Origin of the sequence: Pseudomonas sp. BAY1663 (assembly GCF_000582595.1) — a bacterium.
Taxonomy (GTDB): Bacteria; Pseudomonadota; Gammaproteobacteria; order Pseudomonadales; family Pseudomonadaceae; genus Stutzerimonas; species Stutzerimonas stutzeri_AF.
This window is the reverse complement of the sequence record NZ_AZSV01000064.1, coordinates 1-26,369: the sequence shown is the minus strand read 5'-3', so window position 1 is coordinate 26,369 and position 26,369 is coordinate 1. Positions and strand designations below refer to the sequence as shown.

27 protein-coding genes and 5 pseudogenes are annotated in these 26,369 nt (G+C 64.9%); 6 read left to right on the top strand and 26 right to left on the bottom strand.

Annotation, left to right across the window (positions count from 1 at the left end; translation table 11 throughout):
- From BAY1663_RS16510 to msrB, 3 genes are all read right to left on the bottom strand, one after another.
- A partial coding sequence (locus BAY1663_RS16510; protein ID WP_037042819.1) for an ATP-binding protein occupies nt 1-805 on the bottom strand: 805 nt, incomplete at its 3' end.
- Between the two features lie 114 nt (nt 806-919).
- Entirely contained in the window at nt 920-1,402 is a 483-nt protein-coding gene (locus tag BAY1663_RS16505) for a glutathione peroxidase (protein ID WP_037042817.1), read from the bottom strand.
- Nucleotides 1,403-1,424: 22 nt separating this feature from the next.
- Nucleotides 1,425-1,823: a peptide-methionine (R)-S-oxide reductase MsrB gene (gene msrB, locus BAY1663_RS16500; RefSeq protein ID WP_037042815.1), complete on the bottom strand. Its 399-nt coding sequence runs from the start codon at nt 1,821-1,823 to the stop codon at nt 1,425-1,427.
- Nucleotides 1,824-2,061: 238 nt separating this feature from the next.
- Here msrB and BAY1663_RS16495 point away from each other — a divergent pair, with 238 nt between their 5' ends.
- The 4 genes from BAY1663_RS16495 (at nt 2,062) to BAY1663_RS16480 (ending at nt 5,448) form a co-directional block, all read left to right on the top strand.
- Nucleotides 2,062-3,273, top strand: a complete 1,212-nt coding sequence (locus BAY1663_RS16495; protein WP_037042812.1) for a pyridoxal phosphate-dependent aminotransferase — start codon at nt 2,062-2,064, stop codon at nt 3,271-3,273.
- A 4-nt stretch (nt 3,274-3,277) separates the two neighbouring features.
- A complete protein-coding gene (locus tag BAY1663_RS16490) occupies nt 3,278-3,748 on the top strand; it encodes a hypothetical protein (protein WP_037042809.1) in 471 nt (156 codons plus the stop codon).
- Between the two features lie 88 nt (nt 3,749-3,836).
- Nucleotides 3,837-4,709 (top strand): protease HtpX, encoded by an 873-nt coding sequence (gene htpX, locus BAY1663_RS16485; RefSeq protein WP_037042807.1) that lies wholly within the window; start codon nt 3,837-3,839, stop codon nt 4,707-4,709.
- Between the two features lie 85 nt (nt 4,710-4,794).
- Nucleotides 4,795-5,448 carry a DUF2959 domain-containing protein gene (locus tag BAY1663_RS16480; RefSeq protein WP_037042805.1) on the top strand — a complete coding sequence of 218 codons (654 nt, stop codon included), beginning with the start codon at nt 4,795-4,797 and terminating at the stop codon, nt 5,446-5,448.
- A 121-nt stretch (nt 5,449-5,569) separates the two neighbouring features.
- Here the strand turns inward: BAY1663_RS16480 and BAY1663_RS16475 are convergent.
- From BAY1663_RS16475 to ccmA, 15 genes and pseudogenes are all read right to left on the bottom strand, one after another.
- Nucleotides 5,570-6,220, bottom strand: a pseudogene (locus BAY1663_RS16475) (thiopurine S-methyltransferase).
- Nucleotides 6,221-6,283: 63 nt separating this feature from the next.
- The gene (locus tag BAY1663_RS16470; RefSeq protein WP_037042821.1) at nt 6,284-7,681 is read right to left on the bottom strand and encodes a sigma-54 dependent transcriptional regulator; all 1,398 of its coding nucleotides are present in this window, start codon (nt 7,679-7,681) and stop codon (nt 6,284-6,286) included.
- A 5-nt stretch (nt 7,682-7,686) separates the two neighbouring features.
- Nucleotides 7,687-8,873: pseudogene (locus tag BAY1663_RS16465) on the bottom strand (PAS domain-containing sensor histidine kinase).
- A 181-nt stretch (nt 8,874-9,054) separates the two neighbouring features.
- Nucleotides 9,055-10,524, bottom strand: a complete 1,470-nt coding sequence (locus tag BAY1663_RS16460) for a sigma-54 dependent transcriptional regulator (protein WP_037042803.1) — start codon at nt 10,522-10,524, stop codon at nt 9,055-9,057.
- Nucleotides 10,525-10,947: 423 nt separating this feature from the next.
- Complete coding sequence (gene fliT, locus BAY1663_RS16455; protein WP_037042800.1) at nt 10,948-11,244, bottom strand: flagellar protein FliT; 297 nt, start codon at nt 11,242-11,244, stop codon at nt 10,948-10,950.
- A gap of 203 nt (nt 11,245-11,447) precedes the next feature.
- Complete coding sequence (locus BAY1663_RS24025; RefSeq protein WP_128576362.1) at nt 11,448-11,876, bottom strand: hypothetical protein; 429 nt, start codon at nt 11,874-11,876, stop codon at nt 11,448-11,450.
- Nucleotides 11,877-11,902: 26 nt separating this feature from the next.
- The gene (ccmI, locus tag BAY1663_RS16450; protein WP_037042797.1) at nt 11,903-13,114 is read right to left on the bottom strand and encodes a c-type cytochrome biogenesis protein CcmI; all 1,212 of its coding nucleotides are present in this window, start codon (nt 13,112-13,114) and stop codon (nt 11,903-11,905) included.
- A complete protein-coding gene (locus BAY1663_RS16445) occupies nt 13,111-13,584 on the bottom strand; it encodes a cytochrome c-type biogenesis protein (RefSeq protein ID WP_037042796.1) in 474 nt (157 codons plus the stop codon). The genes ccmI and BAY1663_RS16445 overlap by 4 nt, the downstream gene beginning before the upstream one ends.
- Nucleotides 13,581-14,096 carry a DsbE family thiol:disulfide interchange protein gene (locus tag BAY1663_RS16440; RefSeq protein ID WP_272888737.1) on the bottom strand — a complete coding sequence of 172 codons (516 nt, stop codon included), beginning with the start codon at nt 14,094-14,096 and terminating at the stop codon, nt 13,581-13,583. The genes BAY1663_RS16445 and BAY1663_RS16440 overlap by 4 nt, the downstream gene beginning before the upstream one ends.
- A gap of 16 nt (nt 14,097-14,112) precedes the next feature.
- A pseudogene (locus BAY1663_RS16435) lies at nt 14,113-16,084 on the bottom strand (heme lyase CcmF/NrfE family subunit).
- Nucleotides 16,081-16,547: pseudogene (gene ccmE, locus BAY1663_RS16430) on the bottom strand (cytochrome c maturation protein CcmE). The pseudogenes BAY1663_RS16435 and ccmE overlap by 4 nt, the downstream one beginning before the upstream one ends.
- Nucleotides 16,544-16,720 carry a heme exporter protein CcmD gene (ccmD, locus tag BAY1663_RS16425; protein ID WP_037042792.1) on the bottom strand — a complete coding sequence of 59 codons (177 nt, stop codon included), beginning with the start codon at nt 16,718-16,720 and terminating at the stop codon, nt 16,544-16,546. The pseudogene ccmE and the gene ccmD overlap by 4 nt, the downstream one beginning before the upstream one ends.
- Entirely contained in the window at nt 16,717-17,472 is a 756-nt protein-coding gene (locus BAY1663_RS16420; RefSeq protein WP_037042790.1) for a heme ABC transporter permease, read from the bottom strand. Before BAY1663_RS16420 ends, ccmD begins: the two co-directional genes overlap by 4 nt.
- A gap of 92 nt (nt 17,473-17,564) precedes the next feature.
- A pseudogene (gene ccmB / locus BAY1663_RS16415) lies at nt 17,565-18,234 on the bottom strand (heme exporter protein CcmB).
- Nucleotides 18,231-18,866 carry a cytochrome c biogenesis heme-transporting ATPase CcmA gene (ccmA, locus tag BAY1663_RS16410; RefSeq protein WP_037042787.1) on the bottom strand — a complete coding sequence of 212 codons (636 nt, stop codon included), beginning with the start codon at nt 18,864-18,866 and terminating at the stop codon, nt 18,231-18,233. Before ccmA ends, ccmB begins: the two are co-directional and overlap by 4 nt.
- A 134-nt stretch (nt 18,867-19,000) precedes the next feature.
- Between ccmA and BAY1663_RS16405 the strand changes: the two genes are divergently transcribed.
- A complete protein-coding gene (locus BAY1663_RS16405) occupies nt 19,001-20,530 on the top strand; it encodes a flagellar hook-length control protein FliK (protein WP_037042785.1) in 1,530 nt (509 codons plus the stop codon).
- Complete coding sequence (locus BAY1663_RS16400) at nt 20,527-20,859, top strand: EscU/YscU/HrcU family type III secretion system export apparatus switch protein (RefSeq protein WP_037042783.1); 333 nt, start codon at nt 20,527-20,529, stop codon at nt 20,857-20,859. The genes BAY1663_RS16405 and BAY1663_RS16400 overlap by 4 nt, the downstream gene beginning before the upstream one ends.
- Here BAY1663_RS16400 and BAY1663_RS16395 read toward each other — a convergent pair.
- The 8 genes from BAY1663_RS16395 to BAY1663_RS16360 all read right to left on the bottom strand — a co-directional run.
- Nucleotides 20,840-21,280 carry a rhodanese-like domain-containing protein gene (locus BAY1663_RS16395; protein ID WP_037042781.1) on the bottom strand — a complete coding sequence of 147 codons (441 nt, stop codon included), beginning with the start codon at nt 21,278-21,280 and terminating at the stop codon, nt 20,840-20,842. The genes BAY1663_RS16400 and BAY1663_RS16395 overlap by 20 nt on opposite strands.
- Before the next feature lie 148 nt (nt 21,281-21,428).
- Nucleotides 21,429-21,842: a DUF2802 domain-containing protein gene (locus tag BAY1663_RS16390; protein WP_037042779.1), complete on the bottom strand. Its 414-nt coding sequence runs from the start codon at nt 21,840-21,842 to the stop codon at nt 21,429-21,431.
- Nucleotides 21,843-21,845: 3 nt separating this feature from the next.
- Nucleotides 21,846-22,325 (bottom strand): chemotaxis protein CheW, encoded by a 480-nt coding sequence (locus tag BAY1663_RS16385; RefSeq protein WP_037042777.1) that lies wholly within the window; start codon nt 22,323-22,325, stop codon nt 21,846-21,848.
- Between the two features lie 85 nt (nt 22,326-22,410).
- Nucleotides 22,411-23,211, bottom strand: a complete 801-nt coding sequence (locus BAY1663_RS16380; protein WP_037042775.1) for a CheW domain-containing protein — start codon at nt 23,209-23,211, stop codon at nt 22,411-22,413.
- A gap of 77 nt (nt 23,212-23,288) precedes the next feature.
- Nucleotides 23,289-24,077 carry a ParA family protein gene (locus BAY1663_RS16375; RefSeq protein WP_037042773.1) on the bottom strand — a complete coding sequence of 263 codons (789 nt, stop codon included), beginning with the start codon at nt 24,075-24,077 and terminating at the stop codon, nt 23,289-23,291.
- A gap of 88 nt (nt 24,078-24,165) precedes the next feature.
- A complete protein-coding gene (gene motD / locus BAY1663_RS16370) occupies nt 24,166-25,002 on the bottom strand; it encodes a flagellar motor protein MotD (protein ID WP_037042771.1) in 837 nt (278 codons plus the stop codon).
- 6 nt (nt 25,003-25,008) lie between these two features.
- Nucleotides 25,009-25,749 carry a flagellar motor protein gene (locus BAY1663_RS16365; protein WP_037042769.1) on the bottom strand — a complete coding sequence of 247 codons (741 nt, stop codon included), beginning with the start codon at nt 25,747-25,749 and terminating at the stop codon, nt 25,009-25,011.
- The coding region (locus BAY1663_RS16360) for a chemotaxis protein CheB (RefSeq protein ID WP_037042766.1) at nt 25,749-26,369 on the bottom strand (621 nt) is incomplete at its 5' end. The genes BAY1663_RS16360 and BAY1663_RS16365, both read right to left, overlap by 1 nt.

Here is a 26,369-nt window from a genome sequence, read left to right as displayed (position 1 = left end):
TAGCCCAGCGAATCGCATCCTTCTCCAGTTCCTCGTCCCAGCCCCACTCCAACCCGGCGCGCCGCGCCAGCGATGCGATCCAGTGGCGCACCACGCTGAGGTAATGCTGCTGGCTGAAGGGATAGAACGACAGCCACAGGCCGAAGCGGTCCGACAGGGCGATCTTGTCCTCCACGGCCTCGTTCGGATGCAGTTCGCCGTCGACCATCTGCCAGTTCTCGTTGTCGCTCTGGCGCTCCGGCACCAGATGCCGGCGGTTCGAGGTGGCGTACAGCAGCACGTTTTCCGGTGCGCGCTCCAGCGAGCCGTCGAGCACGCTCTTGAGCACGCGATAGTCGCCCTCCCCGGCCTCGAACGACAGGTCGTCGCAGAACAGCACGAACGCCTGCGGCAAGCCGACGAGCTGTTCGACCACCCGCGGCAGGTCGGCCAGATGGTCGCGCTCGATCTCGATCAGCCGCAGCCCGGACGGCGCGTACTCGGCCAGCAGCGCACGAATCAGCGACGACTTGCCGGTACCCCGCGCGCCCCACAGCAAGGTGTGGTTGGCCGGTAGACCGTCGACGAACTGGCGGGTGTTGGCCGCCAGCAGATCACGTTGGCGGTCGACACCGATCAGGTCGTCCAGGCTCAGGTCGAGGCTGACTTCGAGCGGCGCCAGATAGCCCGAGCGCGCATCGCGCTGCCAGCGTGCGGCCAGGGCCCGCCCCCAGTCGATGACCGGGGGCTGCTCCGGCAGCAGCGGTTCGATACGCGCCAGCAGACCCTCGGCACGCTGCAGAAAGGCTTTCAGCTCGACATCCATGAACGACTCCAGATACGAAGAAAAGCCCGGCCAACGCCGGGCATGAACCGAAAATGAACACGCGGGCCGATCATCCCGGGGGGGGAGCGGCGTGGCGGGCGCACCAGCCGCCACTCATAGCAGGGCTTCGATCTCGCCTGCAAGCGCCTGCGGCGCGGTGCTGGAGGAATAGCGCTTCACCTTGCGCCCCTGCTCGGCGATGAGAAACTTGGTGAAGTTCCACTTGATCGCCTTGCTGCCCAGCAGCCCCGGCGCGCGCTTCTTCAGCTCGACGAACAGCGGATGCGCGTCCCCGCCGTTGACCTCGACCTTGGCGAACAACGGAAAACTGACACCGAAGCGGCGCTCGCAGAACGCGGCGATCTGCTCCTCGCTGTCCGGCTCCTGCTTGCCAAACTGGTTGCAGGGAAAACCGAGCACCACCAGGCCGCGCTCGCCATAACGCTGCCACAGCTCCTCCAATCCCTTGTACTGCGGCGTGAAACCACATTGGCTGGCGGTATTGACCACCAACAGCACCTTGGCCGGATAGGCGGCGAGCGTCTTGCGCTGCCCGTCGATGGTGACGCAGGGGATGTCGAAAAGCGGATCGTGCATGCACGGCTCCTTGCGGCGCGGGTCAGGCCTCGCGCGGCACCAGATTGAGAGAGGCCGAATTGATGCAGTAGCGCAGCCCGGTCGGTCGAGGGCCATCGGGAAACACATGCCCCAGATGCGCATCGCAGCGCGCGCACCTGACCTCGATGCGGTGCATGCCATGACTGAAGTCGTCCAGGCTGGCGATCGCCGTGTCGCTGACCGGCTGGAAATAACTGGGCCAGCCGCAGCCGGAATCGAACTTGGCATCCGAGTCGAACAGCGGCGCGTTGCAACAGGCGCAATGGTAGATGCCCGGTGTCTTGGTGTCGTTGTACTTGCCGCTGAAGGGACGCTCGGTGGCGCCGAGCCTGCAGACCTGGAATTGCTCGTCGGAAAGCTCCTCGCGCCAGACGTCCAGCGGTTTTTCCAGCTTGTCCATCGATACACCTCCTCAGGGTCTGTTGCCGTTTCGTTGCGAACGCAGGAGAGAGGAACAGACCCCCTCTAAAAAAGGCCGATCTGTACCTTTCCCGGTGGTCGGGGCGCACGTATCATGCCTCCCTCTTCGACGCCTAGTCTGGCAGCGGGGTTTCCGACTGCCAAGGCGCCCGGGTTCATGCCAGGCGTGACCAGCCATTCCAGCGCTGGTGCGCTTTCACTTCGGGACACTCAGGATCATGCAGGTCAGTAAATCGAACAAGCTCGCCAATGTCTGCTACGACATCCGCGGGCCCGTGCTGCGGCACGCCAAACGCCTGGAAGAGGAAGGCCATCGCATCCTCAAGCTGAACATCGGCAACCCGGCACCGTTCGGTTTCGAGGCCCCGGAGGAGATCCTCCAGGACGTGATCCGCAACCTGCCCACCGCCCAGGGCTACAGCGACTCGAAAGGCCTGTTCAGCGCCCGCAAGGCGATCATGCAATACTACCAGCAGAAGCAGGTGGAAGGCGTCGGCATCGAGGATATCTACCTCGGCAACGGCGTGTCCGAGCTGATCGTGATGTCCATGCAGGCGTTGCTCAATAACGGCGACGAGGTGCTGATCCCGGCGCCGGACTATCCGCTGTGGACCGCCGCAGTGAGCCTGGCTGGCGGCAAGCCGGTGCACTACCTGTGCGACGAGCAGGCCAACTGGTGGCCGGACCTGGCCGACATCAAGGCCAAGATCACGCCGAACACCAAGGCGCTGGTGCTGATCAACCCGAACAACCCCACCGGCGCGGTCTACCCGAAGGAAGTGCTGGAAGGCATGGTCGAGCTGGCACGCCAGCACCGGCTGGTGCTGTTCTCCGACGAGATCTACGACAAGATTCTCTACGACGACGCCGTGCATGTTTCCACCGCCTCGCTGGCGCCGGACGTGCTCTGCCTGACCTTCAACGGCCTGTCGAAGTCCTACCGCGTCGCCGGTTTCCGTTCCGGCTGGGTGGCGATCTCCGGTCCGAAGCAGAAGGCGCAGAGCTATATCGAAGGCCTGGATATCCTCGCCAACATGCGCCTGTGCGCCAACGTACCGGCGCAGCATGCCATCCAGACCGCGCTGGGCGGCTACCAGAGCATCAATGACCTGATATTGCCGCCAGGCCGCCTGCTCGAGCAGCGCAACCGCAGTTGGGAGCTGCTCAACGATATCCCCGGCATCAGCTGCGTCAAGCCGATGGGCGCGCTGTATGCATTCCCGCGGATCGACCCGAAGGTCTGCCCGATCCACAACGACGAGAAGTTCGTGCTCGACCTGCTGCTGGCCGAGAAACTGCTGATCGTCCAGGGCACCGCCTTCAACTGGCCCTGGCCGGATCATTTCCGCGTGGTCACCCTGCCCCGCGTCGACGATCTGGAGCAGGCCATCGGGCGTATCGGCAACTTCCTCAAGACGTACCAGCAGTAAACCGATGGACCTGCAGATCGACGACTTCTACAAGGATGCAGCCGGCGCCCTGCTGATGCTCTATCAGGCCTTCCCGCGCAGGATCGCACTGTACGTCGAGGACCTGATCGGGCATGAGGAGCCAGACGAATTCGGCCTGCCCAGCAAGCGCCACCAGAGCTGTCTCGGCGCCCTGCTCTGGCTGGCCGAGGAAGGCTACCTGCGCTTCGAGAGCACCATCCAGTTCCAGGCGCTGGACCAGGCGGTGCTCAGCGAAAAAGGTTTCCTGCGCCTGACCCGCGGCGTGCCCGGATCTCTCGACGGCGACCCGGGCCTGCCACCCAGCGTGCAGCGTATCCATGCCAGCCTTGCCCACCAGCTCCGCGAGGCATTGAAGAGCGGCCATGGCGAGCGCATCGCCCGCCTGACCCGCCTGCTATTCGAGAACGAGTCGGGCGCAGCGTTGCGCGACAGCCTGGCCGGGCAGGCGACATAGCTTGAAATAGTCGCTCGGTTGAATAGCTCAAGGGCGAGCCTTATATAGCCTATCGTTCTTCAATTCCTACCCTGGAGTCTGCCGCAACATGATGCGCATTTTCTTGTTCCTGGCCACCAACCTTGCGGTACTGGTCATCGCCAGCATCACCCTCAAGCTGCTCGGGGTCGATCGCTATACCGGCCAGAACTACGGCAGCCTGCTGGTCTTCTGCGCGGTCTTCGGTTTCGCCGGCTCGCTGGTGTCGCTGTTCATCTCCAAGTGGATGGCGAAGATGAGCACCCGCACCGAAATCATCAGCCAGCCGCGCACCCGCCACGAGCAATGGCTGCTGCAGACCGTCGAGCAGTTGTCGCGCGATGCCGGCATCAAGATGCCGGAAGTCGGCATCTTCCCCGCTTACGAAGCCAACGCCTTCGCCACCGGCTGGAATCGCAACGATGCTCTGGTCGCCGTCAGCCAGGGATTGCTGGAGCGCTTCTCGCCGGATGAAGTGAAGGCGGTCCTGGCCCACGAGATCGGCCACGTGGCCAATGGCGACATGGTCACCCTGGCACTGATCCAGGGCGTGGTGAACACCTTCGTGATGTTCTTCGCGCGGATCTTCGGCAATTTCGTCGACAAGGCGATCCTCAAGAACGAGGAAGGCCACGGCATCGGTTACTTCGTCGCGACCATCTTCGCCGAACTGGTACTGGGCATCCTCGCCAGCATCATCGTCATGTGGTTCTCGCGCAAACGCGAATACCGCGCCGACGAAGCCGGCGCCCAGCTGGCCGGCACCAGCGCCATGATCGGCGCCCTGCAGCGCCTGCGCGCCGAGCAGGGCCTGCCGGTGCACATGCCCGACAGCCTCAAGGCGTTCGGCATCAACGGCTCGCTGAAGCACGGCCTGGCCGGGCTGCTCATGAGCCACCCGCCGCTGGAAGACCGCATCGAGGCGCTGCGCCAGCGCGGCTAAACGCGATAGCGCGGCAGCAAGGGCGACGCAAGTCGCCCTTTTCGTTTGTCTATGCTTTCGACTGCCCCGCATACAAGGAATAGCCATGCGCCGACTCATTCTCGCCTGCTGCGCCCTGCTCGCCCTGCTCGCCCTCGGCGGCTGCCAGAGCGCCTATTACTCGGCAATGGAAAAAGCCGGCATCCACAAGCGCGACATTCTCGTCGACCGGGTCGAGGATGCCCGCGATGCCCAGCAGGAGGCCAAGGAGCAGTTCAAGGATGCCCTGGAGCGTTATCGCAGCGTCGTCGAGGTACAGGGTGGCGATCTGGAGAAGCGCTACAACGCGCTCGATCGCGAATACGAGGCCAGCATGGCCAGCGCCCGCAACGTGCGCAGCCGCATCGAAGCGGTGGAGGATGTCGCCGACGCCCTGTTCAAGGAGTGGGAAGGCGAGCTCAAGCAGTACAGCAATGCCAGTTTGAAGGCTGCCAGCGCCAAGGAACTGAGCCGCACCCGCGCCGAATACCGCACCCGGCTGCAACGCATGAAGGCCGCCGAACAGCGTATCGAGCCGGTGCTCAGCGTGCTGCGCGATCAGGTGCTGTTCCTCAAGCACAACCTCAACGCCCGCGCCATCGGCGCACTGCACGGCGAATACCGCGCGCTACAGAGCAACGTCGACCAGTTGGTGGCCGACATGCAACGCGCCATCGACGAGGCGGACATTTTCATCCGCCGCCTGCAGGCCGAAGGCTGATCGGCTTATCCACGCAGGTTGGGCTGAACGAAGCGAAGCCCAACGAGCGATACTCGAGGCCATCGCGCGGCCCGGGCTTCGATGGGACGCTGGGCTTCGCCGCTGAGCGGCTCAACCCAACCTACCGCCGCAGCCGGTAAAACCGCTCTTCCAGCCGCTGTAGCCCCCGTTCGCGCATCTTCGGGTTGCGCTCCAGGACCTCCTTGGCTTCGAGCTGCTCCACTTGCCAGCTGGGTGCATACAGCGCCTTCACTTCGGCCTCAGCGACGGCAAAAGGCGGCCCGTCCATCTGCTGCTGGTCGTAATCCAGGGTGACCAGCAACTGCTGGCAATCGGCCGGAAGGATCGTCGACAGGTGCGCCGCATAACGGCGGCGCATCGGCGGCGGTAGCGCGATCAGAGCCGCGCGGTCGTAGACGCCCTGGCAGGTCGCGACATCGGCGGCGCCAAGCTCGAAGAAATCGCCGCAACGAATCTCCAGGCGCCCGAACGATAGACCCGGAAGGCGCCGGCCTGGGAAACCTCGGCTTCGAGCTGCTGCTCGGCGAAGAACGCCTCGACCGCCTTCTCGCTCAACTCCACGCCCAGCACGTTGAAGCCCTGCCCCGCGAGCCAGGCCAGGTCCAGGCTCTTGCCGCACAGCGGCACCAGCACTCCAGCGCTCCGGGAGTTCCAGCCGAGGCCAGTGACGGCGCAGCCCGGGATGGACCTGTTCGAGATGAAAACCGATTTCGTTACGGGCCCAACGCCCCTGCCAGAAGCCTGCATCCACTTTGGATTCTCCATCGTCGTGACGGCAGGCAGCTTAGCAGACCGGGCGCGCGCCCAGGCAGGCTCAGCCGGCGTAGAGCGAAGCCTCCACGTCCATCCCGGCATCGCGCATCTGCGCCAGCTTGTAGCGCAGCGTGCGGGCACTGATACCCAGGCGGTCGGCAGTCTCCTTGCGCCGACCACGCTCGGCACGCAAGGTATCGATGATCAGCTGGAACTCGCGGCGCCGCAGATCCTCGCCCAGCACCCCGCCCGCCTCGGCTATCGGTGCAGCCGGCATGGTCGCCGCAGGGGCTGGCGGCATGACCGTGGCCGACATGCTCGCCAGGCCGATCGACGCGCCCAGGCAGAGGTCATGCGGCTGGATCTGGCCGCCCTGCTGGAGAATCAGCGCCCGCTGGATGGCATTGTCCAGCTCACGCACATTACCGGGCCAGGCATGCTCCAGCAGGCAACGTTGCGCCTCGCTGGAAAGCCGTGGCGCAATCTGATGCATCTTCCTGGCGTGGCTGGCCAGCAGGCGCTCGGCCAGCGGCAGGATATCGGCCGGACGCTGGCGCAGCGGCGGCCAGGCCAGGGGGAAGACGGAAAGACGGTAGAACAGATCCTCGCGGAAACGCCCGGCGGCCACCTCCCCGGCCAGATCGCGATTGGTGGTGGCCAGTACGCGGATGTCCAGCGTGATCGGTTTGCGCGCGCCAACCCGCTCGACTTCCCGCTCCTGCAATACGCGCAGCAGCTTGGCCTGCAATGCCAGCGGCATCTCGGAAATCTCGTCGAGCAGCAGCGTGCCACCGTCGGCCAGCTCGAACTTGCCCGGCTGGCTGGCGATGGCGCCGGTGAATGCGCCCTTCTCGTGACCGAACAGCGTGGCCTCCAGCATGTTGTCCGGGATCGCGGCACAGTTGATGGCGATGAACGGCCTGGCGGCTCGCGGCGACTGCTGGTGGATGTAGCGTGCCAGCACTTCCTTGCCGGTACCCGACTCGCCGGAAATCAGCACCGTCGAATCGCTTTGCGCAACGCGTGCGGCAAGGCCAAGCAACTGCTGGCTGGCCGGTTCACAGGCCACCGGCCCCTCCGGCTCGCCAGCGCCGAGGCGGCCATTGACATGCTGCGCGAGAAGATCGAGCAGGGTTTTCGGCTCGAACGGCTTGACCAGATAATCCGCGGCACCCTGGCGCATCGCGTCGACGGCCCTGGCTACGGCGCCGAAAGCGGTCATCAGCAGCACCGGCAGTTGCGGATGGCGCTGCCGGATCACCCCCAGCAGCGCATGACCGTCCATGCCGGGCATGTTCACGTCGCTGATGACCAGGCCGAACGGCTCTTGCTGCAGGGCGGCCAGCGCCGCCTCGGCGCAATCGACGGCACGGTGCTCGTAGCCGCCCAGTTGCAGGGTGTCACCCAGCGCTTCGCGCAGCGAGCGGTCGTCTTCGACCAGCAGTATCTTGGCGGTCATGCGGGTCACTCCGGTTTCCGTTCGACGGCGATCAATGGCAGCGTCAGCAAGGCGCAAGTCCCGCGTCCCGGGCGCGAGAACAGTTGCAATTCGCTCGATGGGCCCTTGCCACCGCCTTGACCACTGCCAGCCCCAGCCCGGTGCCGGTGGCCTTGGTGGTGAAGAACGGCTCGCCGAGACGCGCCAGCGTGGCGCTATCGATCCCCTGGCCGTTGTCGCTGATGCACAAGCGCAGCATGGAACCACGGCGATAGCCATGGATTTTCAGGCGCAGGTCGCTGCCGGCAGCCTGCTGCGCATTTTCGAGCAGATTCAGCAATGCGCCGACCAGGGTGTCGCGGTTGCAGAGTAGTTCGCCGCCATGCACATCACACTGCCAACGCAAGGCCACGTCCCGCAACTGCGGCTCCGCCGCGCTCCGCAGCGCCGCCAGCAGCGCCGCCGGACTCACACGATCATCCAGCGGCAGGTCGCCACGAGCGAAAATCAGCATGTCGCGTACCTGGTGCTCCAGCTCGTGCAGGCGATCCTTCAGTCGGCCGGCGAAACGCTGCCGCTGCTCATCGGTAAGACCGCCCTGCTCCAGATGGCTGGCATAGAGCAGCGCGGTCGATAGCGGCGTGCGGATCTGATGGGCCAGGGAAGCCACCATGCGCCCCAGCGACGACAAGCGCTCATGGCGCGCCAGTTGGTCCTGCAGGCGCCGTGTTTCGGTGAGATCGGTCAGCAGCACCAGTTGGCCGGGCTCGCCGCTGAGCGAGCGCGTGGCGATCGACAGGCGCCGGCCGTTGCGCAACGAGATCTCGTGGCCATCGTCCTTGCGCGGGGCGAAGCTGCGGGCGATGACGTCACGCCATAGGGCGCCCTCCAGCGGCTCGCCGAGCAGTTCCAGCGCCACCGGATTGGCCTCGCGCACGACCCCGTGTCCATCGATCACGATGACGCCGCCGGGCAGCAGGTCCAACACGTTCTGCAGCCGCTGGGCCAGCCTTTCCTTTTCTTCGAGTTCCAGCCGGCGCTGCGCGCTGGCCTCGGCAAGCTGCCCCTGGAGCTCGGCGACATGGGCCCGCAACAGCCCCTGGGACTCGTCCAGTTGCCCGGACACCTGGCGGAACAGCTCGAGGGACTGGCTCAGCTCGAGCGCGCTGGCGGGATCGAACGGCTCTGCGGATCGGCTGGTGACGGAATTCACTGTCTCACTCGCGCCTGTCAAAAGATGGTCGGTCCCGTGACCGGAGCAATCTTCGTGCCGCCGCCAGACGCATGGAAACGCGTGAAAGCCACCGCGGCATGCAGCGGCAAGGACAGAAGTGGAAACCGATACGAAGCGAGGCCGCCTTCATGGCGGCCTCGCTGCAGAATCACCGCGAGAGTTATTCGCCGTTATCGTCGTCGCGGCGATTCATGCCGTACTTGCGCATCTTCTCCACCAGTGTGGTACGACGGATACGCAGCCGCTCGGCAGCCCGCGCCACCACGCCACCGGCATCCTCCAGGGCCTGGTGAATGAGACCCTGCTCGAGGTTGCCGAGGTACTCCTTGAGATCGAGCCCCTCGATCGGCAGCATCGCCTGGGCTTCGGGAACCGCCATCGGCGCACTGATCGCGGCACGCTCTTCCATTTCGTCATGCAGGCTGCTGGCGTACTGCTCGTCGTCGTCATCGACATGGCGGAACTTCTTCGGCAGCTCCATCACCCCGATGACGCCGTAGGGATGCATGATCGCCATGCGCTCGACGAGGTTGGCCAGCTCGCGCACGTTGCCCGGCCAGTCATGGCGGCAGAGCGACATGATGGCGGCCGAGTTGAAGCGAATCGAACCGCGCTTCTCGTGCTCCATGCGCGAGATCAGCTCGTTCATCAGCAGGGGGATATCCTCGACCCGCTCGCGCAATGGCGCCATCTCGATGGGGAAGACGTTCAGGCGATAGTAGAGATCTTCGCGGAAGGTCCCTTCCTCGATCATCTTCTCGAGGTCCTTGTGGGTCGCCGCGATGATCCGCACGTCGGCATTCTGCGTACGGTTGCTGCCGACACGCTCGAAGGTGCGCTCCTGCAGCACGCGCAACAGCTTGACCTGCATCGGCAGTGGCATGTCGCCGATTTCGTCGAGGAACAGGGTGCCACCTTCGGCCAGCTCGAAGCGTCCCGAACGCGCCGTGATCGCACCGGTGAAGGCGCCCTTCTCATGGCCGAAGAGTTCGCTTTCCAGCAACTCGGCCGGAATCGCACCGCAGTTGACCGGCACGAACGGGCCCTGGCGGCGCTTGGAATGGTAATGCAGGTTGCGCGCGACCACTTCCTTGCCCGTGCCGGACTCGCCGAGGATCAACACGCTGGCTTCGGTGTCGGCCACCTGCTGCATCATCTGCCGCACGTGCTGCACGGCGCGGCTGGTGCCGACCAGGCTGCGGAACAGGTTGGGCTCGCGCTGCCGGCCGCGCGACTTGGCCTGGTCGTACATCTCGCGATAGATCTGCGCCCGGTGCAGGGAATCGAGCAGCTTGTTGTAGCTGGGCGGCATTTCCAGGCTGGTCAGCACGCGACGGCGCACATCTTCCGGCCAATCCGCCGGAGCGGGTTCGCCGATCAGCATCAGCGGCACGTTCTCGTCCCACTTGCCCATCTGCTTGATCAATTCGACGGCACCGCCTTTGGCGGTGATTTCGCCCAGCATCACCCCGATGACGGCGCGGCTGGACTCCAGGGGAGCGACGGCGTCCTGCCATTCATTACTGGAACAGGCCAGATGATCTTCACTGAGGAAATTCAGGATGACCGCCAGGTCGCGACGGCGGTCACTATCATCGTCTATCAACAAAATCTTGGTTTCACGCCACATCTTGTTTATAGGGCTCTAAATAGGCTGAAAGAAAGCCTGCGCTCGCATCCATGGAAGAGAGACGATCACACCAACGGCAGATAACGAGTAGGTTAATGAAAAAAAATGAACTGAGTCAAATTTATGACGTGAATTAACGACTAAAGAAGAAGCAAAAAACCAACATATTGCGACATGCTCCGCTATTTCAATTCATGCATTGACGAGCAGATGGACCAAAAGCACGGGTATCGGCTCCCGCAGCACTATCGGCACAAATGCACAACAGACTGATGGCGCAATAATGCCACACTTCCGGCGATGATTTAATGCCGAATGAGCGCATGCCGGATCGGCGGCGGCAGATCAATCGGGGGAGGATGCAGCCGCAAGGTAGCGGCCGCGATGGTAGCTGGCGGCGACGATCGCGCTGTGGTTACGGGATCAACCGAACAGCTGGTAGACCTTGGCGCTTTGGCGAGAATGATTCAGCTGCAGCAATTCGTCAGCGATACGCCGTTGTTCGGTCTGGCAGGTGGTCACCAACTCGCGATAGAGCCCCAGCAATTCCTGCAGGCGCTGGCGAATCATGACTTCGTCACGCGAAGATTCCCGCATGGCCTCTTCGACGGCTTGGCGGCATTCGCGGTCGAGCAGGCTGATGGCAGCCCAGTCCTGCTGAGCCAACGCATCGCGCAATGCACTGCCGGTTTCTTCGAGGCGCTTGACGGAAGCATTCATGATCGACTCCGGGGCAGAGGCCCGTTGCGGCGGCTGTCGCCGGCCCAGCTGAAATACCGCAGCATCAGATGCTGCTGTTCCTGTATCGGCAATACCCCCTGGGCCTTTAGTCAAGAGCGCGAAAAACTTCGCGGCGCGGCCGATGCGGGCCGGAGTCGACAGCAGAGCGACAGAAACAGCGGATGCGGCGGCCAAACAGGCCACTAGTAGCGCTCGCGCAGCCCCGGTGGAACGCTGGGCGGCGCAACCGGCTCCCAGGGGCCGTCAGGGCGTCCCGAGCAGTACCAGTCGCCATCCCAGCGGTAGTACAGGCGCTCGCGATAGAACAGGTCACGCCCTTCCACGACGTAAACGCCCAGGCGATTGTCCCAGTGCGCAGCCACATGAGGCGGCGGCGCGTAGCGTGGATGGCTCTTCTGGGTCGCAGGTGGTCGCGGCGCCGGCGGTGTCTGGATGGGCGGAGGCGCAATGACCGGCCCGCTGGGTTCCGGCACACGAGGTATCGGTTTGGCCGGCGGGATTTGCCTTGAGGAATCATAGGGCGTGCCCGCACAGGCACCGAGCAGGAGCGCCAGCCCCAGCATCGCAAGCGCCTTGAGCGAAAGTGCAACAGCAGGGGCCTTCACGTTCATCCTCACGTCCGTCAGATGCCGGGTTGTCAGGGCGTATCGGCCCGGTCGATGGTCAAGCGCACTTCGGTCTGGTCGCCGGCGGTATCCAGCGTTCCGCTTTGACCCAGCCACTCGCCTTTGGTTGCGTTGCCTTCACGGGATACCCGTGCCACCAGGGTAATCTGCCCGAAGTTGGAAAGCTTCAGCGAGGGCATCATCGCATCGGCATCGCCCAGGCTGACACGGGCAGGCAGATCGGCAACCGTCAGGCGTTTGGCTGCCAGCGGAATCGCCGGTCCCGATACCGCTCGCGCGAAGACGAAGACGCTGTCCCCGGGCGAAACCTGCTTTGCGACCTCGGGATCCAGTGCAACCTCTACCTGCAGCGTGACCGCAGCGGATTCCGCTTCGGACTGCCGTGGCGAGGCGGCTGCCGGCTCGCCCATTTGCTCGCGTGCCCGGGCGATACCGCCGCGGATGGCGTCACGGGAAGGGTCTTCCTCGGGCAGGGCCGCGACCAGCCGCTCCCAGAAGCGAACGGCATCCTGATAACGCTGATCCTCGAAGGCCGCGATGCCCAGCAGCCCGAGGCTGGTCACCTCCTGTGGGTCGCCTTTGAGCGCCTCGTCGGTGAGCGCCTGCAGTTCGGCGGTCCACTGGCGGTCGCGCGCGAAATACAGCGCTTGCGCCCACTGCCCAAGCAGTTCCGGCTGGCGCCCGGCAAGCCCGACGACGCGCTCGAAAGCCTTGGCCGCATCGGCCGGTCGCTCCTGATTCATGTAGGTACGGCCGAGGAAGTACCAGGCTTCGGCAGAATCCGGCTGCGCCTGCACAGCCTTCTCGAGGCGCGCGGTCATCTCTTCGATCGTGCGCGGCTGCTCGCTGAACTGCCGCGCCAGTTCCAGCTTGTCGCTGGAACCCCAGTACATATAGAGCCCATAGGCGATGATCGGCACCAGCACCGCCACGGCCACAGGCACACTGCGCCCGAGCCTGGCGACACGCGGGGTATCGCTGCCTTCGGTATCGTCCAACAGTTCCCGCGCAGCGTCGGCACGCCCCGCCTCCATCAGCTCGGCGCTCAGCGTGCCGGCCGCGTGCTGGGCCGCCAGTTCGGCCAGCCGCTCTTCGTACAGGGCCACGTTCAACGCAGTACGGTCTTCCTCTGCCTGGGCACGACGGCCATGCAGGATGGGCAACAGCAGAAAAGCCAAGGCCACCAGCAGCAGCGCGCCGGCAGCGATCCAGAAATCGATCATGAGTCTTTTTTATCCAGCAGCTTGGCGAGGCGTTCGCGCTCGGCCTCGGAAAGAGTGTTCGAAGCCGGGGCATTCTCGATGCGGCGACGTCGAACCAGGATCGCCACGAGAATGCCGAAGCCCAGTACCAACAGCCCCGCCGGGCCATACCAGAGCAGAAGGGTCTTGGTGTTCACAGGCGGCTTGTAACGAACGAAATCGCCATACCGCGCGACCAGGTAGTCGACGATCTGGTCGTTGCTCTGCCCCTCCTCGAGCATACGGAAGATTTCCTGGCGCAGGTCCATGGCGATCGGCGCATTGGAATCGGCGATGTTCTGGTTCTGGCACTTCGGACAGCGCAGCTCTTCGGTCAGGGTGCGATAGCGTTCGCGCTCGGCCTCGTCCTTGAACTCGTAGGTATCGATGGCGGCATGGGCAGTCGCAGCGAGGAACAAGCCGAGCAGCGCAGCGCGGGTCAGTCGTTTCATTCGTCCACCAGTTGCTGATAGAGCGCAGCCAGTTGCTCGCGCCAGACGCGATCATCGATCACGCCGACGAACTTGTGGCGAATGATGCCCTGCTTGTCGATGAGGAAGGTTTCCGGCGCACCGTAGACCCCCAGGTCCAACCCGAGGGTGCCCTGCTCGTCACGGATATTCAGCTGGTAGGGATCATGGAATTCGCGCAGCCACTTCTGTGCCGCGGCGTTGTCGTCCTTGTAGTTGACGCCGTAAATCAGCACCCCCTGCTCCGCCAGCCGGTTCAACACCGGATGCTCCACCTTGCAGGCGACACACCAGGTAGCCCAGACATTGACCAGCGCCGGCTTGCCCTTCAGGTCAGCGTCGCCGATCAGGCGCTGCTCATCCTCTACCGACGGCAACGAGAATGCCGGCAGCGGCTTGCCGATCAGCGCCGAAGGCAGCTCCGACGGATCGAGGAACAGGCCTCGATAGAGAAACACTGCCACGACCAGGAAGATCGCCAGCGGCAGCAACATCAACACTCTTCTCACATCAGGCTCCTTGCGCTGCCAGGCCCAGCACTTCGCGCACCCGGGTTTTGACCTTGACTCGATAACGGCGATCGCTGGCCGCCAGCACCCCGCCCAGAGCCATCATCAGGCCGCCCAGCCAGATCCAGCGAACGAACGGCTTGATATGCACCCGCACGGCCCAGGCACCATCGCCCAGCGGCTCGCCGAGCGCGACATAGAGGTCGCGGGTGAAGCCGGGATCGATGCCAGCCTCGGTCATCGGCATCTGCTGCACGGTGTACAGGCGCTTCTCCGGATGCAGCACGGCAATCTGCCTGTCGCCATCGAGCACGCGGATGGTCGCCCTGTCGGATGTGAAGTTCGGCCCTTCGTGATGCGCCGCCCCCTCGAAGACGAAGTGGTAGCCGCCCAGCTCCAGCGACTCACCCGGCGCCAGACGCAGGTCGCGCTCGGCACTCTGGTGGCTGGTGAGTACCACCCCCATGGCGCAGGCGGCCAGGCCCAGGTGTGCCAGGTGCATGCCCCAGTAACTCGGCGCCAGGCTCCGCACGCCTTTGAGCAAGCCCTTGTGGCGGGTCTTGTCGAGCAGGTCGCGGACACTGGCGAGCACCACCCAGGCTGCCAACAGGCACACGGCCAGCACCGCCCAGTTGAAGTCGCCGAAAACCAGGGATCCGAGACCGCCAAGGATCACGCTGGTGATCAGCACCGGCGTGAGCATGCCGATCAGCCACTTCAACGGCGTGTCCTTCCAGCGCACCAGGATGCCGACGCCCAGCGCCAGCATCAACGCCCCCATCAGCGGGACGAACATCGCGTTGAAGTACGGTGGTCCCACCGACAGCTTGGCGCCGGAGAGCGCATCGAGCAGCAATGGATAGAGCGTGCCGAGCAGAATCATCGCCGTGGCGACCATCAGCAGCAGGTTGTTCACCAGCAGCAGCGTCTCACGCGACCACAGGCCGAAGCCTACCTGGCTCTTGACCACCGGCGCCCGCAGCGCGAACAGGGTCAGCGAGCCCCCTACCACGATCAGCAGGAAGACCAGGATGAACACCCCGCGCGCGGGATCGGTGGCGAAGGCGTGCACCGAGGTCAGCACCCCGGAACGCACCAGGAAAGTACCGAGCAGGCTCAGCGAAAAAGCGGCGATCGCCAGCAGCACGGTCCAGCTCTTGAACACCCCGCGCTTCTCGGTGACGGCCAGCGAATGGACCAGCGCGGTTCCGACCAGCCAGGGCATGAAGGAGGCGTTTTCCACCGGGTCCCAGAACCACCAGCCGCCCCAGCCCAGCTCGTAATAGGCCCACCAGGAGCCCAGGGAGATGCCGATACCGAGGAACGACCATGCCACCAGCGTCCACGGCCGCGACCAGCGTGCCCAGGCGGCATCCAGGCGGCCGCCGAGCAAGGCGGCGATGGCGAAGGCGAAGGCCACGGAGAAACCGACGTAGCCATGTAGAGCATGGGCGGATGCACGACCAGGCCGAAATCCTGCAGCAGCGGATTCAGGTCGCGGCCATCCATCGGCGATTGCGGCAGCAAGCGGTCGAATGGATTGGACGTGACAATGAGAAACAGCAGGAAACCGACGCTGATCAGCCCCATCACGCCCAGCACGCGGGCCAGCATGTCCTCGGGCAGTTGCCGGGAGAAGATCGCCACGGCGAAGGTCCAGCCAGAGAGGATGAAAGCCCAGAGCAGCAGCGACCCCTCATGGCGCCCCAGACCGCACTGAACTTGTAGTACCAGGGCAGCGCGCTGTTGGAGTTCTGCGCAACGTAGGCCACGGAGAAGTCATCGGCCATGAACGCATAGGTCAGGCAGGCGAAGGCGAAGCCGAGAAAGGCGAACTGGCCCCAGGCCGCTGGCTGGGCCACCCCCATCCACTGCCTGTCGCCGCGCCAGGCGCCGATCAGCGGAAGCGTGGCCTGGACCGCCGCCAGGCACAGCGCCAGGATCATCGCCAGATGGCCGAGCTCGGGAATCATTTCGCGTACTCCTGCTTGCCGCCCTCGTAGTGCTTCATCATGCCGCTCTTCTCGAGCGCCTGGCTGACTTCCGGCGGCATGTAGTTCTCATCGTGCTTGGCCAGCACTTCGTCGGCGACCAGCACGCCGTCGGCATTGACCCGCCCCAGCGCGACGATGCCCTGCCCTTCGCGGAACAGGTCCGGGAGAATGCCTGGTAGGTGATGGTCACCGTCTCGGCACCATCGGTGACGCGGAAGGATACGTTCAGCGAATCGTTGCTGCGCTGCACCGAACCTTGTTCGACCAAGCCGCCCGCGCGGATCCGGGTGCCCTCGGGGGCTTCACCGGCGGCGATCTGGCTCGGCGTGTAGAACAGGTTGATGTTCTGCTGCAGGGCAGACAACGCCAGCGCCACGGCGATACCGACACCGGCGAGAATCGCCAGCACGATGAAAAGACGCTTCTTGCGCACCGGATTCACTTCAACTCCTCCCGGCGCAAACGACGCGCCTCATCTTGCAGGTAACGCCGGCGAGCCAGGATCGGCAGTGCGACGTTGAGAACCAGTACCGCCAGGCTGATGCCATAGGAGGTCCAGACATACACGCCATGATTGCCCATGGCGATGAAATCGGCGAAGGATGAAAAGTTCACGCGTTATTCCCCACCAGAGACTTGACCTCGCTCTTCACCCAGCTGGCGCGCGACTCGCGGCGCAGGACTTCCAGGCGCATGCGCATCAACAGCACGGCGGCGAAGAAACAGTAGAAGCCGATCACCATCACCAGCAGCGGCAACCACATTTCCACCGGCATCGCGGGCTTCTCGGTGACCTTGAAGGTGGCTGGCTGGTGCAGGGTGTTCCACCACTCCACCGAGTACTTGATGATCGGTATGTTCACCACGCCGACGATGGCCAGCACCGCACAGGCCTTGGCGGCGCTGTCACGGTTGCTGATCGCCTGGCCCAGCGCGATCACACCGAAATACAGGAACAGCAGGATCAGCATCGAGGTCAGGCGCGCGTCCCAGACCCACCAGGCACCCCAGGTCGGCTTGCCCCAGACCGCGCCGGTGAGCAGCGCGATGAAAGTCATCCAGGCGCCGATCGGCGCGGCCTGCTGCAGCGCGACGTCGGCGAGCTTCATCTTCCATACCAGGCCGACCACGCCGGCGATCGCCAGCATCACGTAGACCGATTGGGCGAGGAACGCCGCGGGGACGTGGATGTAGATGATCCGGAAGCTGTTGCCCTGCTGGTAGTCCTCGGGGGCGAAGGCCAGCGCCCAGACCACGCCGACACCGACCAGCAGCGCCGCCGCCCAGGCCAGCCACGGCAGCCAGCGGCCGCTGATCTCGTAGAACCACTTGGGGGAGCCCAGCTTGTGAAACCATGTCCAGTTCATCGGATGACTCATCATTCAGCGAAACCCGGCACGCCAGGTCTCGACGATCACTTCACCAGCCGGATGTGTTCCCCGGCCATCGTTATGTACCGCTACTCGCCAACGCTGATCTTCAACCCGGCGGCTATCGCAAAAGGCGTAAGCGTAACCGCCAAAGCGGTCAGGCTGGCCAGCATAATAGATGACCGGTCGCCGGCAGTCCCTGCAACGCTGCCTGCAGTGCTCCGCTGCCAAGGATGAGTACCGGGATGTAGAGCGGCAGGATCAACAGCGCCAGTAGCAGACCACCGCGTTTGAGCCCCACCGTCAGGGCTGCGCCGACCGCTCCCAGCAGACTCAGAATCGGTGTCCCCAGCAGCAGCGAGATCAGTAGCACCGGCAGGGTGCCCAGCGGCAGGCCGAGCATCAGCCCAGCAACGGCGCCAGCAGAACCAGCGCCAGGCCGGAGAAAGCCCAGTGTGCCAGCACCTTGGCGAGCACCAGAAGCGCGAGGGGGTGCGGCGAAACGACCCACTGTTCGAGCGAGCCGTCCTCGAAATCACTGCGGAAAAGCCCGTCCAGCGAGAGCAGCACGGCCAGCAGCGCCGCCACCCAGACCAGCCCCGGGGAAATGGTTTGCAACAGTTGGCTTTCCGGCCCCACCGCCAACGGAAACAAAGCGATGACGATGGCGAAGAACACCAGCGGGTTGGCCAGTTCGGCCGGCCGGCGGAACAGCAGGCGCGCTTCACGTGCCAGCAAGAGAGTGAACACGCTGCTCATGCGGCCCGTTGTCCCAAATCCAGTTCACGATAGCCGGCGGGCTTTTCCGTCAGGCTGTGATGTGTGGTCAACACCACCAGGCCACCCTGTTCGCAATGGACGGCCAGGTGATGCTCCAGTTGCGCGACGCCATGCTTGTCGAGTGCGGTGAACGGCTCGTCGAGAATCCACAGCGGCGGCGGAGAGAGATAAAGGCGCGCCAGGCCGACGCGACGCTGCTGGCCGGCGGAGAGCGTGTGGCACGGCACATCCTCGAAACCGCGCAGGCCTACGGCAGCGAGGGCCTGCCAGATGGCTTCGCGGCTGGTCGGCTGATGCAGCGCGCAGAGCCAGGTGAGGTTCTCCTCCGCGGTCAGCAGGCCCTTGATGCCCGCGGCATGGCCGATCCACAACAGGTTGCGTGCCAGTTCGCTGCGTTGGGCCTCGAGCGGCTGTCCCTTGAGCAGCACGTCGCCGGCGGTCGGTTGCATCAAGCCGGAAAGCAGGCGCAGCAGGCTGGTCTTGCCGCTGCCGTTGGGTCCGGCGATCTGCAGCATCTCCCCCGGATCGAGGCGCAGATCGAGCTTGTCGAAGAGCAGGCGCCAGTCCCGCTCGCAGGCGAGCGCCACAGCTTCGAGAAAGGGAGTTGACACGCTGGCGACACCTCAAGATGAAAAGAGCCCGGCCGCTATACTCAGCGACAGCACCGGGCGGGCGGAATTATACATGGCAACCCTTGCCGCCAAAGGCCGCAAACGCGAAAGGTTGTAAGAGCATTTGAGGAAAGATGACCGAGATCAAGAGTGCGCAACCTCTGCCCCCGGCCAGCGCGCCGCGCCAAACCGTCGCGGCCAGCGAGCTGGCGCTGAAGCTGCTGCAGCCCATGCAGGGGTTGCTCAGCGCCGGCGAGAGCGCCGAGGCCGAGATCGTCAGCCTCAAGGAGGCCAGCCAGGCATTTCAGCTGGTGCTGCGCCTGACCCTGGGCAACGGGCGCCAGGCCACGTTGGAGGCCAGCAGCAGCAAGGCGTTGGCACCCGGCACCACGTATGCCATCACCGCCCTCTCCGATAGCCGCCTGCTGGCCTCGCCGCAGCCAGCCGCACGCCAACCGGTTTCCTCGCTCGACCTGCAGCAACTGCCCATTGGCAGCATGATCCAGGGCCGGGTGGTCGCGACCAGCCAACAGGCCGGGAGCGACGGCCAGACAGTGTTCAAGGTCGTGCTCAGCCTGCTCAATTCGCCATTGGCGGGGCAGAAGCTGAACATCGAGTCGAACAACCCACTGCCCCTCGGCAGCCTGCTCACCGCCCAGGTCAAAGGCAGCCAGTCGCTGGCCTTCCTGCCGCTGAGCGGACGCCTCGACCAGCTGCACCTCAGCGAGCAGCTCGGCGCCCAGCAGAACCGCCAGGCGTCGCTGGAAGGCTTGTTCAAAGCGCTGCTGGATGCCGGCAGTACGTTGCCCGAAGGGCTGCGCGGCGCCGCCGAGAAGCTGCTCGGCCTGATCCCGGACATGCAGCAACTGGGCGACGCCAAGAACCTGGCCGCCGCCCTGGCCAAGAGCGGAGTGTTTTTCGAAGCCCGCCTGCTCGCCGGGCAGACCGAGAGCCTGCATGGCGACCTCAAGGCGGCGCTGCTGCGCCTGCTGGCACAGATGCCCAACCTGCCCGGCAGCACACCACTGGCCAGCGCGCAGGCGGGTGGCGCCATCGGCCAGGCATTGCCGGCCTTCGCCCGCAACGCCCTGGGCGCGCTGGGCCAGGGCGGCTCGCGGCAATTGGCGGTCGGCTTCCCCTTGCCCAGCAAACTACCGCCCGGCCTGGAAGACGAGGCCGACCTCGAACTCCTGCTCAAACTCGCCGCTGCGGCCGTGTCGCGGCTGCAGACCCACCAGTTGTCCAGCCTGGCCCAGACCCAGGTCGGCCCGGACGGCGCCCTGCTCACCACCTGGCAACTGGAACTGCCGATGCGCGACCAGCACGATATCGTGCCGCTGCAGATCAAGCTGCAGCGCGAGGATCAACCCGCCCGGCAGGACAGGGAACCACCCGAAACCCTCTGGAAGATCGAGCTGGCCTTCGATGTATCCCCACTCGGCCCGCTTCAGGTGCAGGCACAGCTGCTGCGCGGCACCCTGTCCAGCCAGCTATGGGCGGAGCGCGGCGCCACCGCCGAACTGATCTCGACCGAACTCCCGCACCTGCGTGACCGCCTCCAGGCCGCCGGGCTCGACGTCGGCGAACTGAGCTGTCGCCAGGGTGTTCCGCCACAGGGGCCGCGCACGACGCTGGAACAACGTTTCGTGGATGAAACCGCATGAACGACCAGAATCCGCGCCAGGCAATCGCCCTCAGCTACGATGGCGTGAGCGCGCCAAGCCTGACCGCCAAGGGCGACGACGAGCTGGCCGAAGCCATCCTCGCCATCGCCCGCGAACACGAGGTACCGATCTACGAGAATGCCGAGCTGGTGAAACTGCTCGCGCGCCTGGAGCTGGGCGATGAAATTCCCGAGACGCTGTACCGGACCATCGCGGAGATCATCGCCTTCGCCTGGTATCTCAAGGGCAAATGCCCGCCCGGGTTCGACGCTGGCGGCGATACGTCGGTGGCGCCGTCGCTGCCCCTGCTCAATGGGCCCGGGCGTTGAGCGTGGTGAACGTGGTATCCGCCGCCGTCACCTGAGGGAAATCGTGCAGCTGCCAGGCGAAGTAGCCTTCGCGGAAATAGAACACCCGCTGATAACCCCAGGCAACGGCCATCCGCGCCGCCTGCGCGCTGCGCGGGCAGACTTCGCTGTCGCAGTAGATCACCAACGGTAGCTCGCGCGGCCATTGCGCGTCGGCCAGGCTGGCGAAATCGCTGGCCAGGTCGAAGTGCACCGCGCCTTCGACGTGCCCCCACAACCATTCGCGGCCGGGACGCACGTCGATGAACACGGCCCCCAGCTCATGCAGGCGCTTGGCCTGGAAGACATTGACGGTCAACGCGCCGTCGACGTCCCGCGGCGCTTCCCCGGCCTGCAGCCCAAGCGGAACGATGAAAAGCATCAGGATCAGAACGCGCCGCATATCGCCCTCCTCGCCCCAAGGCGGAACCGGTCGGGCCCGGCGACATCCGGTCCCTACTGGTTGGAAGGTGACAGCTGGCGGAGGTTCCGGCCGCAGGGGCCTGGATGGGCATTTTTGCGACGGAGCCGACAGCGGCTCGACGAGAGGCTCAGGGCTTCTTGCGCGCCTGGTGCAGCTTGCTCATCAGTTCGGCCTCCGATTGCGAGAGGCCGCAGGATTGCGTCAGATCGTCGACGCTGGCGCCCAGGCCCACCAGCTTGGCGGCCTGGGAAAAGGAGAAATTGTTGGGATCGCGCTGCTCCAGCTGGCTGAGCTTGTCCGGCAGCGGCGCGACCAGGCGGCCCAGCTCGCGCAGTTCGTCGCCCATGCGCACGCTGCCTTCGAGATAGGTGTCCAGCCGGTTGCTCAGCTCCTTGAGGCGTTTGTCACGCACGGCATCGCGCTGGCTCTGCTGCTCCGCCAGCAACCGCTGCCGCTTGAGCAGCCACAGGCAGAAGCCCAGCAGCCCAAGGCAGCAGAAGGCCAGCGCAACCAGCGATGCGACCAGCGACGCGATCAGCATGTATCAGATGCTCTCAAGTTCCGCCCATTCTTCTTCGCTCATCATCTTGTCGAGTTCGACCAGAATCAGCAGCTCGCCGTTCTTGTTGCACACACCCTGGATGAACTTGGCCGACTCGTCGTTACCGACGTTCGGTGCGGTCTCGATCTCCGACTGACGAAGATAGACCACCTCGGCCACGCTATCGACCATGATGCCGACCACCTGGCGATCCGCCTCGATGATCACGATGCGGGTGTTGTCCGATACCGGCGCCGGCGCCAGGCCGAAGCGCTGGCGGGTATCGATCACCGTCACCACGTTGCCGCGCAGGTTGATGATGCCCAGCACATAGCTCGGCGCCCCCGGAACCGGCGCGATCTCGGTATAGCGCAACACTTCCTGAACCTGCATCACGTTGATGCCGTACGTCTCGTTGTCCAGACGGAAGGTTACCCATTGCAGGACAGGATCATCGGAACCCTGCGCAGACGTCATCTTCATAGCCCCACCTTCTTCAAATACCGCTATGGCGGTCGATTCCATCGTTCCGGATCGCGCCACCCGGCGCGCCCGTCGTTTATCTGGTTCAGTGTGCCTGGCGCGGCACGGCCTTCAATTGCCTGGTGGCGCCGCTGGCGATCAGTTCCGCCAGCGCCGTCACATCGACCAGCGCGCACATGTGCTCGATCACCGTGCCGGCGAGCCAGGGCCGCTGGCTACGCTGGGTGCGCCACTTGACCTCGCGCGGTTCGAGGCGGATCGAACGGCTGACCTGATGCACCGCCAGCCCCCACTCGTAGCCCTGTACCGAGATCACATATTGCAGCCCTTGGCGGAAATCGTCGCGGTAGCGATCGGGCATCACCCAGCGCGCGGTATCCAGCACCTTCAGGTTGCCGGCCTGGCTCGGCAGTATGCCGAGAAACCAGTCAGGCTGGCCGAACAGTGGCGTCAGCTCCTGTCCGGCCAGCGGATAAATCGAGCCCAGGCAGACCAGCGGTACCGCCAGCGTCAGGCCGGCCACGTCGAACAACAGGCACTCGAAGGGCTCCTCGCCCCACTCCGGCAGGGCTCCGGCCTTGAGCGGCGGCTCGCCGGCGCCGCGCGGCACGGCATCGAGCTCGACAACCGGCTCCACCAGCGCCACGGCAGGCGCCGCCAGCTTCTCGGGTTCGGCAGCCATGGCCACTTCGGGCTGGACCACTTCGAGCGGTGGCCGCGGCGCATCCCGGTGGGTATCACGCAGCCGCTCCTCGAGTACGGCCGCCTGGAACTCGTCCTGGCTGACCGATTCCGCCAGCTCGATGGCCGCATCCTGCAACAGCGCGTCGAGATAGGACTGCAGCGCCTGCTGGGATCGCGTTTCGGTTAGGACGCTACGACTCATGGAAGCAACTCGTGATGAAAATCTGAACAGGCTATCGGCTGCGTGGGCGACAAACTTGAGCCGCCGCCATCACCATCTCAAGCCACCTGCGGCGAGGGCTGCATCGCCAGCAGATGCTTGAGCAGCGCCCGGTAGGCGAGTACCGCGCGGCTCCCCGCATCGAACTGCGACGGCGTCAGGCCGGCGCGGCTGGCGTCGCGCAGGCGCGTGTCGATGGGAATGAAGGCGGGCCAGAGATTGTCCGCATAGCCTGCGCGCAGCACCTTCAGCGTATTCATCGAAGCCTGGGTCCGGCGGTCGAACAGCGTCGGCACGATGGCATAGGGCAGCGCCTGCTTGCGCGAACGATTGACCATCGCCAGCGTACCGACCATCCGCTCGAGGCCCTTCATCGCGAGGAACTCGGTCTGTACCGGAATGATCAGCTGCTGGCTGGCGGCCAGCGCATTGACCATCAGCACCCCCAGCAGCGGCGGGCTGTCGATGATCGCGTAGTCGAAGTCCTGCCACATCTGCGACAGGCTCTTGGCGATGACCAGGCCCAGACCGCTCTGCCCGGGCGACTGGCGCTCCAGGGTGGCCAGCACGGTACTCGAGGGCAGCAGCGAGATGCGCTCGTGGCTGGTGGACAGCAGCAGTTGCCACGGCAATCCCTCGGGGACGGTGCCCTGATGCTGGAACAGGTCGAAGACGCTGTGATCGAGGTTGTCCGGATCATGCCCGAAATAGCTGGTCATCGACCCATGCGGATCGAGATCCAGCACCACGACCCGCTTGCCGGCATCGGCGAGCAACCCTGCCAGCGCGATCGACGTGGTGGTCTTGCCTACCCCGCCCTTTTGATTGGCTACAGCCCAGACTCTCATTGCTCAGTTCCACCCGGCTCGAAGCTACCGGCTTTGTCGTGCCCGCGATGGCACGACGACGGTGTTTTGACGACTGCGCCCGCGGCGCCTACATGGCCGCAGCCGGTGCAGTTTGTGTGCCAGCCCGGCGCAAGGTCGCATCCGGCTTGGCATTGCTGCTGCCCACGCCGCTGACGCTGCGGCGCACGTCGAGGTTGCGCGACACCACCAGGACGACCCGGCGGTTGCGCGCCCGGCCCTCGGCGGTCGCGTTGTCCGCCACCGGCTGGTACTCGCCATAGCCCACCGCAGCGAGGCGCGAGGGATTCACCCCCTGTGCCGCGAGCATGCGCACCACGCTGCCGGCGCGCGCGGCGGAGAGTTCCCAGTTGGTCGGAAACTTGTCGGTGCTGATCGGCAGGTTGTCGGTGAAGCCCTCGACGTGGATCGGGTTGTCGAAGGGAGCCAGAATCCCGGCGACCTTCTCGATCAGCGCGAAGGCCTGATCGTTGGGCAAGGCATCGCCGCTGGGAAACAGCAGGCTGGAGTTGAGTTCGATCTCCACCCATAGCTCGTTGCCGCGCACGATCAGTTGCTCCTTGCCGATCAGGTCGCCGAAGGCCTCGCGCATGCTCCGGGCGATGCTTTCCAGCGGGTCGAGAACCAGCTCGCTGGTCGTCGATGCCTGTCCGGCGAGGTCGTCGGAAACATTCGGCTCGGTCGTCCGCGGTCGCTCCTCGCCTATCGGAATGGGTTTCACCGAGCGATCGACCTGATTGAAGACGCCGACCAGCGAGTCGGAAAGAATCTTGTACTTGCCTTCATTGATCGAGGAGATCGAATACATCACCACGAAAAAGGCGAACAGCAGCGTGATGAAGTCCGCGTAGGACACCAGCCAGCGTTCGTGGTTGTCGTGCTCTTCCGGCTGTCTGCGTCTGGCCATGGCCGGTCAGTCCATGAAGCCTTGCAGCTTCATCTCGATGGAACGCGGGTTCTCGCCCTCGGCGATGGACAGCACGCCCTCCAGCAGCATCTCGCGATAGGCCGTCTGGCGCTGCACGATGCTCTTGAGCTTGTTGCCCACCGGCAGCACCAGCAGGTTGGCGAACGCGACGCCGTAGATGGTGGCGACGAACGCCACGGCGATACCGTCGCCCAGCTGGCCGGGGTCGGCCAGGTTGCCCATGACGTGGATCAGCCCCATCACCGCGCCGATGATACCGATCGTCGGCGAGTAGCCGCCCATGCTCTCGTAGACCTTCGCCGCCCGCAGGTCGCGACTTTCCTGGGTGTAGAGATCCACCTCGAGGATGCTGCGGATCACCTCCGGCTCGGCACCGTCGACCAGCAGTTGCAGGCCCTTGCGCGCGTACGGATCGGGCTCGGTCTCGGCGACCGGCTCAAGCCCGAGCAGCCCTTCCTTGCGCGCGGTGTTGCTCCAGGCGGTCACCATGAGGATGCCGCGCGCCAGGTCGATGCGTGGCGGAAAGAAGATCCAGCGGATGATGTTCACCGCCCGGATGAACACCGAGATCGGCGTTTGCAACAGCACGGCGCCCAAGGTGCCGCCGAGCACGATGAGCGCCGCCGGCCCGTTGACCAGGGCCGATATGTGGCCGCCTTCGAGGAAATTGCCGCCGACGATGGCGACGAACGCCAGCACCAGCCCGATGAGGCTGAGCACATCCATCAGATACACGCCTCGGCCAGATTGCGGCCGATATCGTCGAGGCCGTAGACGGCGTCGCTGAGATTGGCCTTGACCACGGCCATGGGCATGCCATAGATCACGCAACTGGCCTCGTCCTGCGCCCACACCTGGCTGCCGCTCTGCTTGAGCAGACGCGCGCCCTCGCGGCCATCGGCACCCATGCCGGTCAGGACCACCGCCAGCACCTTGTCATGGAACGACTTGGCCGCCGAGCCGAAGGTGACATCGACACAGGGCTTGTAGTTGAGGCGGTCGTCGCCCGGCAGGATGCGCACGGCACCACGCCCGTCGATCATCATCTGCTTGCCACCCGGCGCCAGCAGCGCCAGGCCCGGACGCAGCACGTCACCGTCCTCGGCCTCCTTGACCCGGATGCGGCAGAGCTTGTCCAGGCGGTCGGCAAAGGCCTTGGTGAAGGCCGCGGGCATGTGCTGGATCAATACGATGGGCGCCGGAAAACTGGCCGGCAGTTGGGTCAGCACGCGCTGCAGCGCCACCGGCCCGCCGGTGGAGGTGCCAATGGCGACCAGCTTGTAGGCCTTGCGCTTGGGCGCGACGGCGCGCGCGGGTGCCGGTGCCGGTGCCGCCGCAGCACCGGG